This window comes from Roseivirga ehrenbergii (assembly GCF_001593005.1).
Classification (GTDB): Bacteria; Bacteroidota; Bacteroidia; order Cytophagales; family Cyclobacteriaceae; genus Roseivirga; species Roseivirga ehrenbergii.
Genome location: NZ_LQZQ01000002.1, coordinates 33,824 through 51,027, shown reverse-complemented (window position 1 = coordinate 51,027; position 17,204 = coordinate 33,824). Strand labels below are relative to the sequence as shown.

At 38.1% G+C, this 17,204-nt stretch carries 11 protein-coding genes; 5 read left to right on the top strand and 6 right to left on the bottom strand.

Annotated elements, in window-relative coordinates:
- The first annotated feature begins 14 nt into the window (after positions 1–14).
- Positions 15–3,701 (top strand): metallophosphoesterase, encoded by a 3,687-nt coding sequence (locus MB14_RS02185; protein ID WP_062588245.1) that lies wholly within the window; start codon positions 15–17, stop codon positions 3,699–3,701.
- A gap of 8 nt (positions 3,702–3,709) precedes the next feature.
- Here the strand turns inward: MB14_RS02185 and MB14_RS02180 are convergent, their stop codons facing one another.
- Entirely contained in the window at positions 3,710–6,733 is a 3,024-nt protein-coding gene (locus MB14_RS02180; protein ID WP_062588242.1) for a PAS domain-containing protein, read from the bottom strand.
- A gap of 106 nt (positions 6,734–6,839) precedes the next feature.
- Here MB14_RS02180 and MB14_RS02175 point away from each other — a divergent pair, with 106 nt between their 5' ends.
- Positions 6,840–7,619, top strand: coding sequence for a LytR/AlgR family response regulator transcription factor (locus tag MB14_RS02175; RefSeq protein ID WP_062588240.1), 780 nt, complete (start codon positions 6,840–6,842; stop codon positions 7,617–7,619).
- On the opposite strand, the gene MB14_RS02170 is transcribed toward MB14_RS02175, so the two are convergent.
- The 4 genes from MB14_RS02170 to MB14_RS02155 form a co-directional block, all read right to left on the bottom strand.
- Complete coding sequence (locus MB14_RS02170; RefSeq protein ID WP_062588238.1) at positions 7,616–8,554, bottom strand: hypothetical protein; 939 nt, start codon at positions 8,552–8,554, stop codon at positions 7,616–7,618. The genes MB14_RS02175 and MB14_RS02170 overlap by 4 nt on opposite strands.
- An 82-nt stretch (positions 8,555–8,636) precedes the next feature.
- On the bottom strand, positions 8,637–9,050 hold the full coding sequence (locus MB14_RS02165; RefSeq protein ID WP_053223362.1) for a c-type cytochrome: 414 nt from the start codon (positions 9,048–9,050) through the stop codon (positions 8,637–8,639).
- Between the two features lie 129 nt (positions 9,051–9,179).
- A complete protein-coding gene (gene lysA / locus MB14_RS02160; RefSeq protein WP_053223361.1) occupies positions 9,180–10,412 on the bottom strand; it encodes a diaminopimelate decarboxylase in 1,233 nt (410 codons plus the stop codon).
- Between the two features lie 95 nt (positions 10,413–10,507).
- Complete coding sequence (locus MB14_RS02155; RefSeq protein ID WP_157716530.1) at positions 10,508–11,509, bottom strand: T9SS type A sorting domain-containing protein; 1,002 nt, start codon at positions 11,507–11,509, stop codon at positions 10,508–10,510.
- A gap of 140 nt (positions 11,510–11,649) precedes the next feature.
- On the opposite strand from MB14_RS02155, the gene MB14_RS02150 reads away from it, so the two are divergent.
- From MB14_RS02150 to MB14_RS02140, 3 genes are all read left to right on the top strand, one after another.
- Positions 11,650–13,200 (top strand): sensor histidine kinase, encoded by a 1,551-nt coding sequence (locus tag MB14_RS02150; RefSeq protein ID WP_165899471.1) that lies wholly within the window; start codon positions 11,650–11,652, stop codon positions 13,198–13,200.
- Entirely contained in the window at positions 13,193–13,903 is a 711-nt protein-coding gene (locus MB14_RS02145; protein ID WP_053223358.1) for a response regulator transcription factor, read from the top strand. Before MB14_RS02150 ends, MB14_RS02145 begins: the two co-directional genes overlap by 8 nt.
- Positions 13,904–14,081: 178 nt before the next feature.
- Positions 14,082–14,816 carry a 1-(5-phosphoribosyl)-5-[(5-phosphoribosylamino)methylideneamino]imidazole-4-carboxamide isomerase gene (locus tag MB14_RS02140; protein WP_062588232.1) on the top strand — a complete coding sequence of 245 codons (735 nt, stop codon included), beginning with the start codon at positions 14,082–14,084 and terminating at the stop codon, positions 14,814–14,816.
- 5 nt (positions 14,817–14,821) lie between these two features.
- Here MB14_RS02140 and MB14_RS02135 read toward each other — a convergent pair whose 3' ends face one another.
- On the bottom strand, positions 14,822–17,200 hold the full coding sequence (locus MB14_RS02135; RefSeq protein ID WP_062588230.1) for a TonB-dependent receptor: 2,379 nt from the start codon (positions 17,198–17,200) through the stop codon (positions 14,822–14,824).
- Positions 17,201–17,204 lie beyond the last annotated feature (4 nt).

The window sequence follows — 17,204 nt, the reverse complement described above, 5'->3', positions numbered from 1 at the left end:
AGTATTACTGCTCTATGAAAAGCATTGTTATAGTTACCTTAAGTCTGTTTTTATTCGCAACGTCAGTATATGGTTTTCAGGAAAAAGAACAGCCCATTTACTCTGTTTTTTTAGTTGGCGATGCGGGTGAACCAGGTGAAAACCCGGTACTAGACTTGCTAAAAATAGAACTAGATAAAGTGGGCGATCGTGGTGCAGTGCTGTTTCTAGGCGATAATATCTATCCTCAAGGTATGCCACCTAGAGGGCATAAGCTAAGGCCAGAAGCAGAAATTGCTATTGATGGACAAATCAACGCGGTTAAGGATTTTCAGGGCAAAAAATTCTTTGTACCTGGCAATCACGATTGGGCACAAGGCCGGCCTGATGGTTTTGATTGGCTAAAGATTCAAGAGAAATATGTGGAAGATAAACTCGATAGCCAAAATGTTTGGGTTCCGACCAGAGGTTGCCCTGGCCCCGTTGAGGTTGATTTAAATGAAAATATCACACTGATTGTGGTAGATACCCAATGGTTTTTACACCGCGGTGACAAACCTGCCGAAGGCTCAGACTGTGAGGCGATTACTATTGTTGATGTAATGGCCAATTTTCAAGATGCACTAAAAAGGAATGCTCATAAAAAGGTAATAGTAGCTTCGCATCACCCTAAATACACTTATGGAATTCATGGAGGTATTTTTAGTCTAAAGGATCACCTTTTCCCTCTAACGGCCTCTAGTAGAACTAAGAATTTATATATCCCTTTGCCTGTTTTGGGCTCTATATATCCTTTATACAGAAAATGGTTTGGTAATATTCAAGATACAGCCCACCCAGTATACCGTCAATTTAGAGACGCGATGGTTTTGCTTATGAAAAACCATCCAGATATTGTTGATGTAGCTGGTCATGAACATGCCCTCCAACATATTAAAAAAGAAGGGATAGACTTTGTAGTAAGCGGATCGGGCTCGAAAAATAATGCACATGTAAAGCAAAAAGGAGATGCCTTGTTTGCCACCAACACCATGGGTTATGGTCGTTTAGATTACTATTCAGATGGAAAAACGGAATTAAAATTTATTACTCCAGAGAATGAAAAGCCTTCTGAAATATATAGTAAAGTTCTTTCTGAAAAACCTTTTAAACCAGCTCCGGCTGATTTGTTAAAATCCTTTGCTAATGTATCTTTTGCTGGAAAAGACACTCTTTTTGCGGCAAGTGAGCTTTATCATGAGCGAAGTAACTTCCATTTAAAAATGTTTGGAGAGAACTATCGAAATGAGTGGGCAACTAAAATTAATGTTCCGTTTTTTGATATTGGAAGCGAGAAAGGCGGTTTAAAAATTATTAAAAGAGGAGGAGGGCACCAAACCATTTCGCTTAGGTTAGAAGCTGCAGATGGAAAACAGTATGTGCTCAGATCGATGGATAAGAACCCAGCGCTTACCTTGCCTCAAGAGTTTCGCCAAACCTTTATTAAGGAGATTGTTCAGGATGGAATTTCGGCTTCGCACCCGTATGCACCTTTTATTATTCCCACACTTGCCGATGCCGCAGGGATTTTCCATGCCAACCCCAAAGTGGTTTATATTCCTGACGATCCAAGGTTTGGAATTCACAGACAAGATTTTGCGAATACGCTGGCATTGTTTGAAGAGAGAGCCAACAAAGAGAATATTGAAGAGCCCTTTTTTGGAGAAGGAGACGATGTACTCTCCAGTCCAGATTTGTATGAAAAACTTAGAAATGATAACGACAACCATGTAGACCAAGTTTTTGTGGCTCGAAATCGCCTTTTTGATTTTTGGTTAGGTGATTGGGACCGTCATGATGACCAATGGAGATGGGTAGAGTACGATAAAAAGGATGATGAAAAACTATACAAGCCCATTCCAAGAGATAGAGATGTAGCCTTTTTTGCAGGTGAAGGAATTTTTAAAAAAATAGCGTCTTCAAAATGGGCTCAACCTGCGCTTAGGGGTTTTCACGATGACATTGATTATATGCCAAGTATGGGTTCTTACCGAATTCGCTACTTCGACCGTATTTTTATGACTGAAGTTTCAATGGAGGATTGGCTTGAACAGGCACGTGAATTAAAAGCTGCCCTAACCGATGAAATCATTGAATCTTCGATTAGACAATGGCCCAATCAAATCTATGATTTACACGGAGAGGAGATTATTCGAAAACTGAAAAACAGGAGGGACAACCTAGAGAAATATGCTAAAGAATATTACCTGTTGATTTCAAAAGAGGTAGATATTTTGGCTAGTGACAAACAAGAACTCTTTAAAGTAGAAAGGTTGGATGATGAGCATACTAAAGTTGTGGTTCATAAAATTTCTAAAAAAGGAAACCTAGATAAAATCATTTATGAACGCACATTTAAAACCTCGGAAACAGATGAAATACGCCTTTTTGGTTTTGATGGAAACGATAGGTATGAAATTACTGGGGATGTAAATAAGGGCATTAAAGTAAGAATTATTGCTGGAGACGATGATGATGTTATTGTTGACAATAGTAAGGTGAAAGGCCTCGGAAAAAAGACAATTGTATATGATTCAAAGAGTGGAACTGATCTAGAAACCAGTTCAGAAACAAGAGATTTAACAACAGATAAAGATCCCAATATTAATGCTCACAATCGTCAGGAGTTTGATTTTAACCTGTTGGCTCCTTTGGTATCTGTAAATTACAATTCAGATGATGGGTTGTTTTTAGGAGGCGGTGTCTTTATTAAAACTGATGGTTTCAGAAAGTCTCCTTATGCTACTAAACATAAGATTTCTGGTAACTATGCCGTAGGAACTTCTTCGTATCAATTCTCTTACGACTTAGATGTAATTGATGCTTTCGGAAAATTGGATTTTGCGTTATCGGCTGATGCTAAGGCTCCTAATTTTGTGAATAACTTCTTTGGAATGGGTAACGAAACGCCTTATGATAAAGACATTGAAGAGAGGTATTACCGTACCAGATTTGAGGAGTACTCAATAAGACCAACTCTCACTTTGAATTTGGGCAAAGGCGCTTCTCTAAATTTTGGGCCTACTTTTAGAGCCATAGAAGTAGAAGAAAGCTCAGATAGATTTATCAATGATTTTGCTAATACTGACCCTTTAGGGGCAAGTGTTTTTGAACAAAAAGTTTATGCTGGGGGAACCTTAGGTTTTCATTTTAACGAAACGTTAGGTCAGCTTATTCCAAAGACTGGGTTAAATTTTAATGCTGTTTTAGACTACAACGCTGGTTTTAATTCCTTTTCTGGAAATAGTGCCCAGCTTAAAACCGATGCTTCATTCAGGTGGAGTTTTCGAGAGCCGTCTAGAACGGTATTCGCCACCAGAATGGGCTACCAAAAAGTATTCGGAGATTATGAGTTTTTTCAGTCGGCTCAGCTCGATGGTTTTAATACCTTAAGAGGCTATAGACGTTTCCGTTTTTCAGGAGAAAGCAGCTTGTATCATCAAGTGGAAATGAGGGTGAAACTATTCGATTGGAGATCTTTTTATTTGCCTTCCCAAGTAGGAATGATCTTGTTTAACGACTTAGGTAGAGTTTGGGTAGATGGAGAATCATCCAATAAAATTCACCATGGCTATGGAGGTGGATTCTATGTTACCCCGTTCAATTTTGCTGCTATCAACATCTTACTAGCTGTTTCTGAAGAAAGTGTTTTGCCACTCGTTAAGTTTGGTTTCTATTTTTAAGTCTGTAATTAAACATCAGGTAAATCTATAAAGAAGGAAGTTCCTTTTCCGAGTTCGCTTTCAAATGAAACCGTACCTCCATGGATTTCTACAAACTGTTTAACAATGATAAGGCCTAACCCTGTACCATCAATGTCGCCAACATTGGTGGCGCGCGAAAAGGATTCGAAAAGCCCTTTTTGATCTTTCTCTGGAATTCCGATACCATAATCTTTGATTTGCACACGAATGCCCACCTTTTTATAAGTTACGATAACTTCTGGGTCGGGTCTGTTTTCAGAATATTTTAAGGCATTATTAATGAGGTTTGAAAGTGAATGACCAATAAGCTGACTGTCGAGTTCAACTTGCCTTTCTTCACCTTTAATTTTAACCAGTACATTCCGAGATTTATGCTGAACGCTGTTCTCTAAAACGACTTGTTTAATAATACCTGTTAAAGAGGTAATGTCCTTTTTAATTACTGTTTTACCAACATCCAATCTACCAAGTGTAAATACATCTTTGAGTAAGGAATTCATTCTTTCTAGCTCCGTTCTTATTCGGCCAACATGTTTTTTGAGTTTGGTATTGGGGTTAGGGTCAGCATCTAAATACATGTTTATGAGCTCGTTACTCGACTGAATTGTTGTGAGGGGAGTTCTAAATTCATGAGAGGCCATTGAAATGAAACTCGACTTCAGTTTTCCCAGTTGCCTTTCTTTCTCTAGCGCTTTAATTCTTTCAGAAATATCTCGAGTAGATGACTGAAGGTATAAGAAGTTGCCGTTAGAATCTTCTATTGAACTGTACGATGATTCTACCCATACCCATTCTTCATCTTGGGCCTGAATTCTATAGGTAACCTTAACGTTTTTGCTTTTATTTTCAATTACTTGATTAATAACCGATTGAACAAAGGGTTGTTCTTCAGGATGAATTAAATCAGAATAAAAAGTGTCCAAAAGGGCGTCCTGCTCATAGCCAAGTAAGAATTTTAAAGATGGTGAGATGAATGAAATTCTGCCTTCAAAGTCTTGTAAAGCAATAACATCTCCTGAGTTTTCAGAAACCAGTTTGTATTGTTCTTCTTTTTCATGCAGTTTCTGTTCTGTTAGTACTTTTTCTGTTATATCACGCTTATTGCTTCTAATAAAGATGATTTCACCTGACTCATTCAGAATTACTCCCCCTTGTGCTTCTAACCAACGCCAGTTATTCTGTTTGTCTCTAAATCTGAAATTAATTTTTTCGTCTTTTAATTTTTCATCTATAGTAGCTTTCATTCTATTAGCCACCTCAGGCAGGTCTTCGGGGTGAATAAATGACATGGAGTTTTGGCCAATCATTTCGTGGGTTTCGTAGCCTAGAATATCTTTCACCGAAGGCGACACAAAGTCATAAACACCATCTGGATTCATGAGCGTAACTATGTCGTGCGAGTTTTCTGTAATGAGCTTGTAGCGTTCTTGGCTTTCTTTTAATTTTTGAGCCGCAATAAATCGCTCCGTTACATCTCTGGTTGAAGTAAGCAGATATAAAGGGTCTCCCTCATTGTCGGTAATTAAACCTCCTCTACTTTCTAACCATACATAATGGCCATTTTTATGCTTGGCTTTGAAGGTGACGCTGGCCATTTTCGTCTCTTGATTAATTACGCTTAGCATGGCTTGCGATACCTGAATGAGCCCATCTTTTTCGATGAACTCACGTAGTCTAAGCTCTTCTAATTCTGTGGCGTCATAACCGATAATATCTTTAGACGCGGGGCTTACAAAAATGAAAGTTCCATCGGGAGTTTGTAAACAAATACAATCACTAGAGTTTTCAGAAATGAGCTTATACTTGGCCTCACTTTCTCTGAGTTTCGATTGCGCTTGTTTTAGTGAAGTAATGTTAGAAAGCGAGCCTACAATTCTTTTTGGAAGGCCTTTTCCTTCACTATAGAGTATTTTTGCCTTAATAAAAATCCATAGAATTCGGCCATCTTTTCCTACCATTCTAGTCTCCACTTCAAGCTCTTCATTTTTGGTTTCGAACTTATTGTGAATGAGCTGAAGAAATTCTAACCTGTCCTCTTCATGAATAAATTTTGCTAGCAGATTTTTATCAAGCGGATTTTTTTCAGGCTTTAAATCCATTGCCTCCCAGAATTGAGGTGAGAGATAAGATTTAGATTTTTTAAAATCGTATTCCCAAATCACATCATTGGTTCCTTCCACCGCCAGCTGGTATCTGTCGTTACTTTGCTTTAGCTCCCTTTCAAGTGATTTTCTTACCGTAATATCTTGAAGAATAGTAATGTAACAAGGCTCGTTTTGAAACTCTAGTGGCATTGTTGAAGCACTAACCCAGTATGATGCTCCCTTATTATTCTGGAGCATGAGTTCGTGGTTTTGTACCGATCCGTTTTTTACTAAGGTTTCGAGGTATGACTTACGCCCTTCAAAGTTTTGGTAAAACTGAATTACTTTCTTCCCCAAAAACTCGTCAGGGTTCATTCCATACACCTCAAAAAGCATCTCGTTGGCAAAAATTGCTTTTCCAGTATCTTGTGTTGAAATAAAAACGGGGTCGGGCAAAGCCTCTACAATGCTTTTAAGTCGTTGCTGGCTTAACTCCAAATCTCTTCTGGATCTTCTGATATCATCAATATCAGTGGTGATGCCATCTAACCGAACAGGTTTACCATCTTTATAAAATACTTTAACCCTATCACGAACATATCGGTAGTTGTCTTTCCCCCTTAAAGCCCTATACGCATAGTTGCCGCTACCTACATTAAGAACATTTACAACTTCGTCAAGAATTCGCTCTTGGTCATCAGGGTGAATTGTGCTTTGCCATTCCTCAATAGTGGAGGCTGCTTTGTCATAAATTTCACCCGGAGTTCTGGTTAATGGATCGTTTAAATAAATAATTTCATAGGGCTCTACCGACATGTCGATACTCCAAACTACTTCTAAGAGGTTTTTAACTACAGACTCATAATTGATACTTTTTGCGTTTGTATCTGGTATTTCGTCTGTAGAATCATTGAAAACGTTTTGCATAACAACTATGGCCTCTGTGAATTAATTTGTCTAAATTTAAGATAGCATATTCAGTAATTACTGACAAAAAAACAATTCACCCAACACACCTAAATAGAAATTAAAAATGGCTGTAATCAACAATGACTATGACCAATCGCCACGAATTCTCATAGTTGAAGATGAACCTTTTATTGCGGAAAACCTGCAGGAAATGCTGGGCATTTTCGGTTATGAGCAAACCGAAATAGCCAATTCGGCAAATCAGGCGATCAAAGCAATTAAAGCTTCATTACCCGATCTTATATTGCTGGATGTAAAGATTAAAGGCGACCAAGATGGGATAGAGCTAGGCGGTATTATTCACGAGCAGTATAAAGTGCCTTTTGTTTACATTACCTCTTATTCCGACAAGGAAACCGTTAACCGCGCAAAACACACTCGTCCATTAGGTTTTATTGTAAAGCCTTTTACCAAAGATGACGTTTATGCGGCCATTGAGGTAGCATTATTTAATAAACAAAGAATTGCAGCCAGCTCAGGCATTAGCAATATATCCACCCTAAACCCAACTACTTACAGCAATGACTCCATCTTCATTAAAAAGAAAACATTGCTAGAAAAAGTAAAGTATTCTGACCTAATGTGGATTGAAGCAGACGGGAATCATATCACTCTACATGCCACAAAGGACAGAAGCTATACCGTTAGAAAATCACTCAAGGAAATTACAGATAAGCTTCCGAAAGATAAATTTCTCAGAGTACATAAATCGTTTGTAGTACAAGTAGACGCAGTTACCGCCATTGATACGAATCATGTGCATATGGAAGATAAGAAAATTCCGATTGGCAGATCGTATTACAATGCCTTTACAGCTACTTTGAATACGATTAGCGCAAGTTAATTTCTTCTATAAAAAAGCAACGGAACAGGATCGGCAGAATTCTTTTCGCTTACAGTAAAAAATCCGGAGCCATCTGTTGAAAAGCAGATGGCTTCTCCTTGTGGCTCGGCTGTATAGGCTAATCTGCTAGGTTTTTCAGTTAGCGCATCCTTAACCGTTGTTCCATTGGCTCTGGGCCAGTGGTAAATTTCAAAATAGGTTTTGATCAAAATTTCAGAACCATCCATAGAAATATCGCCTCCCACAAAACCAGAATAAGGCATGTTTATTAAAAACTCTGCGGTGTCCATTTCTATTAATGACTGAGGGTAAGGCAATTTGTAAAGTCCTACTTGTGACTCACGTTTAGAAACGATATAAATGTCTTTGGTCAATGGGTCAACCATTAGGCTTTCGGCATCTCTTGCTCCATTTGAATACACGTAATTAATGGCCTCTACATTTGAAAGAGTTTGCGAACTTGGAATATTTGTAATGTTCAAATCAGGTTCGGATACTCTGTATATGGTTAAATTAGATCTTCTCGCACTATTGTCTCCAATGTCGCCCACGTATAAGTACTGAATGGCATCATCAGGCCCAGGACCCATCGCAATATCTTCCCAGTCTATATTTTGAGCTCCTTCTAATCTGGCTTTGCTGGCATCGGCTCCAGTTTTCGACATTAGATATACGATGGGTTCGCCACCGCTATCATTGTGTGTCCATAAATAGTTGCTGTTAGAACGGCTCGCTACAAGGCCTGAGGCTTCATCAATATCTTCAGAAGCAATTGTACCTACTTCTTGAGCAGCGGAAAATAAATTACTGATTTCAGCACTGTCTGCTGGAGTATCATCACCAGAAACTTCTTTACAGCCTGCGGCTACAAATGTTGTTAGCACAAAAAGTGTCAGTCCAGTTTTTAGGGTTTTCATTACAGCCTTAACGCTCATTTTCTTAAAAGTATTTCTGTTTGTTTTAGAAAAGACTTGGTGTAAACAAAAATAGCCTCAAACGAGGCTATTAGATATTGTTTTATTTTTTTGCCCGAACTTTGGCTACGTGTTCTGCCGTAACTTTATCGCCTTTATTGCCCCAAGAGTTTCGAACGTAGTTAAGTACATCGGCAATGTCTTTGTCGTCTAAACCGGTTGCTGGCATCACTCCTTTATACTTTTTGCCATTTACAGTGATTTCACCTTGCTGGCCTTTAATCAATACGTTAATTGATCTGTCGAGGTCTTTCATTAAATAATCAGACTTAGCTAATGGAGGAAAAACATTGGCAATACCTTGTCCTTCGTTCATATGACAAGCCATGCAAAGCCCTTCGTAAACACTTTTGCCGTCAGCCATGCTCTTTTTTAACTCGGCATCTTGAACGGTAGTGAAGCTGAATGAAATTGTGGCAATGGCCAAAACCGCAAATAGAATGTATGTTTTTTTCATCTCTCTTAGATTGTATTGTTAGTAAAAGTATGAGAATATTTTGAAACCCGTAACTCTAAAAACAAAAAAGCCAGAAGCCGCTTGTTTCAATTTGTTCTTATACAGAAACCGAACCAAAAACTAATTATTCTAAATGTCTATCTCAACCTGATTGCGAACTAAATCCTCGAACACCTCTCTTTGTCTGATTAGCTTTGCTTCGCCTTTGTAAATCAGAACTTCGGCAGGCTTTAACCTTGAATTATAGTTAGAGGCCATACTAAAGGCATATGCACCAGCATTTTTGAAGGCAATAATATCGCCTTCTTTTACCTCATTCATTTTTCTGTCTAATCCAAAAGTGTCGGTTTCACAGATATAGCCCACTACGGTGTAAATTCGCTTTGTGCCATTTGGGTTCGACAAGTTCATTATTTCATGGTACGAATCGTACATCATAGGACGAATCAGATGATTCATTCCAGAATCAACCCCTACAAAGGCGGTGGCTGGTGTGGTTTTAACTACGTTGGTTTTTGTGAGAAAAACACCTGCTTCACTTACTAAAAACTTACCTGGTTCAAACCACATTTCTAACTCGCGGCCATATTCTTTACAGAAATCCTTGAAAGCGGCACTTAATTTCTCGCCAAGCTCTTCGATATCGGTTACAATATCGGCCTCTTTATAGCCTACTTTAAAGCCACTACCGAAATCGATAAATTCTAAATCTTTAAAACTTTTAGCGGCATCAAATAAAATAGCGGCAGCTCTTAAAAACACCTCGGCATCTAAAATATCAGAACCCGTGTGCATGTGTAAACCCGTAACATTCAGTCCGTATGTATTTACAACTCTAACAATATGCTGAAGTTGATAGATAGAAATTCCGAATTTAGAGTCGGCATGACCGGTTGAAATTTTCTTGTTTCCACCCGCCATAATATGTGGGTTCAAGCGGATGCAAACCGGTACGGTATCATGGAATTCGTTTCCGAATTGTTCAAGAATAGAAATATTATCGAGGTTAATCATCACCCCTAATTCCACCGCTTCTTTTATTTCAGAAATAGAAACACAGTTGGGAGTATATAAAATTTGATTGGGCTCAAAACCAGCTTTTAGTCCCAATTGTACCTCTTGAATAGAAACACAGTCGAGTTCGGAACCAATGCTACGTAAGAGCTTAAGAATTGAAATATTTGTAAGGGCTTTAGTGGCATATTTTACCTTCATTTTAACTCCGCTAAAAGCAGAAGTAAGCTTTTTAAACTGAGCTTCAATTTTATCGGCATCATACACATATAACGGAGAGCCATACGTTTCGGTAAGCTCTACTAAATCTACACCTTGAATGGTGTATCGGTCATTCACTAAATCCATTTCAAATAAATTAAGGGGCAAATATACTGTGTAGAAAAATAAAAAAGAGGAAGATCGACCAAACCTTCCTCTTTGAAAATGAGAATGAATATTTTTTACTCAATAATCACCCTTTTTGTAAGCGTTTTATTGTTCTGAATTACTTGTAAAATATATAAACCTTCCTTTTCATCTGAAATATCAATGTTGAAGCTAAAGCTCGATTCGCCTGATGAATCAGTTTTGCTATATATTACCTTTCCAGTTGGGCTTACAATTTTGACTTGTAATGGCCCGCGGCTAGTAGTTTCTATTTCTAGATCAAACCGCCCATCGCTTGGGTTCGGGTAAAAGCTTATGTCTTTAATCTCAATCGGCTCCATTTTATCTGCTCCAACTACTTCTTTATCCTTGTCTTTTGCTGCGCGAACAAAAACTCGAGCTCGTGAGATTAAATGGAAACCTTCATCATCATTATCGTTGCCAAAACCCCATGCGCTAGAGTTTCCACTGTCATTATCAAAATCGAAGTCAAAATTCATACTGCCAAACCTGTTTTTCAAAGCATCTCTGATCGAGTCCATGTCCATAATCTCGTCTCCATTCCGAAACATTTTTCCATTTTTGAAATGAAAGTTCAATCGGTTTTGGAGTGAATCCATGTTCATAAAAAAAGGATCGTCATTATCAAAATTGAAGAAGAAGTTGTTGGTTCCAAAGCCTCCGCGCATCATTGATTCCATGTATTTGCGCATATTATCAATGTCGAAATCAAACATGGATGGGCCGCTGCCGAAGGACCTTAATGAAGAGCCAAAACCTGAGTTTCCTCCGCCAAAGTTCCAGCCACTTAAATCGATGCCATTTTTCTCTAAATCTGGATCACCGTTAATTTCATCGTAGCTATCATATGTTTTTTCAAAAGTCTTGGTGTCATTTCCCTCTTTCATTACCACCTTGAGCTTTATTTTACCATCTTCAGTGGTATTTATAGAAACCGACTGCGATTGACTACGTTCTTGGGTTTGTGCATGACCAACAAAACTGGTAGCGATTAAAATTACTATGGCAATGAATGCCACGATTTTTAGTGTTTTTTTATTCCCTGACCTATTCATCTTTTTAACCTTTAAGTTGTTGATACGAAAGTATTTAATAAACGAAAATGGCATTGTTAAAAGGCGGTTAAATCATGTTAATTTTTGTTAAGCCCATAACCATGACCATTTTATTAAAGTACTTTTGAACCATGAGTAGAATGAAGATAAGATGGTTGATAGGATTGCTGAGCATAGCCATGCTTGGTTTGATCGTCTTCCAATTTTATTGGATCAAGGAAGTAACTAAGGTAAACGAAGAGCGGTTTACCCAGAATGTTCAAACCGCATTAAATGAGGTAACCAATAAGTTGGCTCGGCAAAATGATACTAACTTTTTGCAGACAGATGTTAGCCAAATGATGCCAAGTTTGCCCGAAAGAATGAGGCAAAGGGATAGTTTGATCAATCAATATAAGCCTCAAAATAGGCGGCCAATGCCCTATCTCGATCCAAGTTTGATTACATATAACCTTGCAATAGATGAGACCAATAATAAAATTGATTTTGATATAAATCTGGGCTTAATGCTTCAAGATTTTTATTCTCAAACCTATCCTAACCTTGAGCAGGAGCGCTTTCAGTTAGAACAACAAATGAAGAATAGATTAAGATCTATTCAGAAAGACTGGGCAGAACATTTGGTAGGAAGTAATAATCTCTTTTCTAGGGTAAACCCAGCAGAGTTAGATACGCTTCTAAAAAGAGAAATGAGAAATCGCGGGATTGACTTAGAATACAATTATGGAATTATTGAACGTAGAACAGGAAAGACCAATTTGATAAATACTTCAAGTGTAGATGATTTAGAGAATATCAAAAACTCAAAATTACAGGCCAACCTCTTTCCAACAGATTTACAACCTAAAGATTATTTTCTAAGCGTTTATTTCCCTAGCCAAAAGCAATTTCTTTTGAAGCAGGGTTTGTTGCCGCTATCAGCTTCTGGGCTGTTAATGCTAATTTTGATTGGTTGTTTTACTTATGCTGTTGTAGTCATTCTTCGTCAGAAAAGGATTTCTGAAATCAAGAACGATTTCATTAATAACATGACGCATGAGTTTAAAACGCCTATTGCTACGGTTTCTTTGGCTACCGAAGCACTTCAAGATGCCGACCTTCGCAAGAATGAAGGCATAGTAGACCGATACATTCAAGTTATTCGGGACGAGAATAAAAGGCTAGGGATGCAAGTAGAAAAGGTACTTCAAATTGCTAGTCTGGATAAAAAAGACTTTAGGTTGAAATTTGAAACTGCCGATGTGCATGATATTATTGAGAAGGCATTGGTGAATATTGACATTTTAGTACAGAAACGTCAGGGCTCCATTTCTAGCCAGTTATTGGCTTCAAATCCAATTATTGAGGCGGATAAGGTGCATCTTACTAATATCATTTACAACCTGTTAGATAACGCCAATAAGTATTCTCCAGAGCCCCCAGAAATACATATTAGAACGGAAAACATTTCAACAGGCGTTATCATAAAAATATCCGATAAAGGTATTGGTATGAGCCGAGAAGATATTGACAAAATTTTCGAAAAATTTTACCGTGTTTCTACAGGCAATATTCACGATGTTAAAGGGTTTGGCCTTGGGTTATCTTACGTAAAAAACATTGTTGAAATGCACAAAGGAACCATTTCTGTGAAAAGCGACCTAGGAAAAGGAAGCACATTTAAAGTATATTTACCTTTCAATCATGGCTAGTTTTAAAATATTACTTGTAGAAGACGACCCTAACTTGGGTCAAATTTTAAACGAATACCTTTCGCTGAAAGGATATGAAACGAAGCTTTGCCGCGATGGTGAGGAGGGCGTTAAGGCATTCAAACGCGAAGCTTTTGACCTTTGTCTTTTTGATGTGATGCTTCCAAAAAAGGATGGTTTTTCTATGGCTAAAGAGATTAGGAGAGACGATAAAGTAACTCCAATTATTTTTCTCACGGCCAAATCTATGAAAGAAGATACCATTGAAGGCTTTAAAATTGGAGGTGACGACTACATTACCAAGCCTTTTAGTATGGAAGAGTTGCTACTACGTATTCAAGCCATACTTCGAAGAACGGCTGAAAAGAATCCTCAAATTTCTGATCAAAAGATTTTTGAGTTTGGCTCATTTCGATTTGATTTTGATAAACAAATACTCTCTTGGGATGGGGGTGAGAATAGGCTTACATCCAAAGAATCTGAGCTTTTAAGGTTATTGTGTTTGCATGAAAATCAGCCCTTAGACCGATCTACTGCTTTGAAAATTATTTGGAGAGACGATAGTTATTTTAATGCTCGAAGCATGGATGTGTACATTGCTAAGCTCAGAAAAATGTTGAAAGCAGATGAATCGGTTCAAATCATTACCATTCATGGGTCTGGTTTTAAGTTAATAACGGAGGGACATGCAGAAAAGGAATAGGTAATTAAAAGGTGTTGTCTTTTAACTAGCTAATATTTCGCCCTTCTGCGCTTTGAATTTTGACCCAAAAAGCCTATTTTACTAGGCTTGAATTCTAACATAATATTAATATCGTTTTTTTCTTTTTGGTGTTAGAAACTGCTAATTTTGGCTCTGCAAGCTTTATATTCTCAACTATATGATAAAAATTGTTCCTTCTATATCGATTATCAACGGAAAACTAACCCGCTTAAAACAAGGTGATTACGAACATGGTACTGTTTACAAAGACAGTCCTGTAGACATTGCTAGAAGGTTTGAAGATTGTGGGGTAAAGAAAATCCATATCGTTGATTTAGATGGGGCAAGAAGCGGCACTCCCGTAAACTACCATGTATTAGAGTCAATAGTAGGTTATACAAAACTGAAAGTAGACTATAGTGGTGGTATTGCAACTGATGGTGATATCAGTAAGGCTTACGAATATGGAGCTACTTCAATTACCGCTGCCTCTATTGCTACTTCAGATAAAGAGCAGTTTGGTTCTTGGCTTGTTTCTTACGGAAGAGAAAAAATTATTTTAGGAGCCGATGCTAGGAATGGGAAAATAGCCATTAGAGGATGGCAAAAAGACACCAATATTGATTTGTTCGATCATATTGATTACTACTACATGCGTGGACTCAAATATGTAAAGAGCACGGATGTAGCTAAAGACGGTATTCAAGAAGGCCCTAACTTCGAGATGTACAAGGAAATCGTATCTCGCTTTAAAGGAATTCACGTGTTGGCCAGCGGTGGAGTAAGAAATATAGACGACATCAAAAAGCTAGAAGAAATTGGTGTTAAATCTGTGATTTTTGGAAGAGCATATTACGAAGGTAACTTGACTCTTAAAGACATAGAGAAGTTTATAGTAAGCCAATCTAAGTAGGCCTTTTAAAAGCTATAATTCAGTTTTATACTAAAGTTTCTGCCTACCTCATCTGAGTAGTAGCGTAATCTATTCATGTAGTCACGATAGCTATTGTTGAACATGTTCTCAACAGAAGCGTAAACGGCAATGTAGTTTTCAGATACTGGCACTTTAAAGCCAACGCTAAAACCAAAATTGGTATAACCCGCTGGTGCGGCCAAAAAGTCAAATACGGTTTTATCGTTCGAGAAAAGATCAGAATTTGTGGCATTCGCTTCTATTACTTCAGAAATACTCACCACCCTTGGTGCATTTCTTTGCTTGTCTACCATATCGGCTGATAATGAAATGTATGGGTCTGTTAACCAACCGTCATTAAAATTGTAGGTAACTCCAGCCGAAAATCTATTGGTCGGAATATTAATTAACGGTCCGTTATTCAACTGATCTTCTGCCTTTATCAATGAAAGTTTACCTGTGACATCAAAATGCTCATTGAGATGATATTTTAGATCTGTGTCTAGTCCAATAAACGAAGCATCTGTTTGAGTGTAACTCAACAACGGAAAAGCGCCTTGAATGGTCAGTTCAACATTCTCTGGTCTTAAATAAATGTAATCATATATGTAATTGTAGTATGCAGATATGTTTACATCGAAGTTCTCAGAGGCCTTTTCAAAGCTACTGATCCACTTAATGGCCTTTTCGCTTAGAAGGTTCTCATTCCCCATTTCAATGGCTGCAGAGCCATGGTGAAGTCCCCCACTGTACAGCTCATTAATATGAGGTGCACGCCAGGCAGTTCCTAAATTGGTTCTGAAATTCCAGCCTGAGGGAAGAAAAAATACGGCTCCAAGCGAGCCGGTAATATTATTAAAATCAAATTCTGGTTTTAGAAGGTTGTTTTGTGAGTCAAAGCGTTTGACTAGGTAGTGTTTATAGTCATATCGAACCCCCGCTTCCAATTCATATGAATTTTGAATGTATCGCCATATTCCATGTACCCCTACAGTCCAATTGTCAAAATTGGGGATCAATGGTTTAATACCGGTTTCTGAGTCGTTCGAATTTCCTTGAAAAAGAAAACTGGCGCCAATATCTCCCTTAAAATCACCAATCGGCTTCATGTCTAAGTCGAGTTCCACGGTATGAGTGATGAGCTCTAGCGAAAGCGCAGGAATGGTAGATCGGCCTCCTCGTCTAATGTCAAATTCTTTTCTTTGGTTTCTCTGAAGCCCATATTGCATGTTAAAAGTACCAAGGTTACTCCAATCCGTATGTCCATTTAATTTGAGTAATTGATGCTGAACATGTTGCCTGGGGTTGTTGATGTCGTAACTGAAATCGCTGATGTATAACGGTCTGTCACTTCCAATAGCACGTTCTAAATCGGTGAGGTTTCCCGTATGGGCGCTTCTGAGCACACCCATTTCGGCATCAAAACTACTGAAGTATAATTCCAGTCCTCCTTTTTCTTTATGATAACCCAGCCCAATTGAAAAATTTTTTTCTAGTGTACCGGTGTTAGTAAGTCTATAATTTGGTGCTTTAGAATCTCCAGCCTTTTTATAACTGCCCTGAAGTCTCCAACCAAAGCCATTAAGTCCTTCAATTCCTCCTTCCACCATAGCACTACCAGTATACATGCCATTATTTGAGTTACCCACAGCATTTAGTGAACCTGAAACTCCAGCCGATTCAGGTAAATCAGGTGGGTTTACTAAAATAACGCCCCCTATAGCATCTGACCCATACTTTACTGCCGCAGCACCTTTAATTAATTGAAGGTTAGTCGCTACAAATGGGTCAATTTCTGGCGCATGCTCTTGTCCCCATTGCTGACCTTCTTGTCTTATACCGTTATTCAAAATTAGAATACGGCTGCTGTGTAAGCCGTGAATTACGGGCTTGGCTATATTTGGGCCAGTCTGAAGCATATTTACTCCAGACATACCTGAAAGGGTCTTTCCTAAAGATTCGCCACTCTTTCTAAAAAGCTCTTCTTTTTTAAATTCAAGTTGTTTTAAGGTTGCAATTTCTTCCGCTTTTTCAGCTTCAACTGTTACTTCACTTAAATCCTTGATTTCTGGAACCAATTCTACCTGAATTTTGGTGTCCTTTGTAATACTTATAGTTTCTTTATAAGGGGTATAGCCAACAAATCGTATTAAGATTTCATAGCTTCCTGGACAAAGATTCGTTATTTCAAATTCGCCATTTTCGTTTGCAATTGCCCGGTTTTGAGTATGTGTAATTTCGATTGTGGCTAAAGGAATTGTTTCACCACTTTCTTTTTCAACGATAATTCCAGAGAGTTTTAAGTCACAATTGGTTTGAGCTAAACCAGAAAGGTTAAAAAAGCCGAGAAGTAAAACTAATAAAGATAGACGCTTGAGAATCATAGGG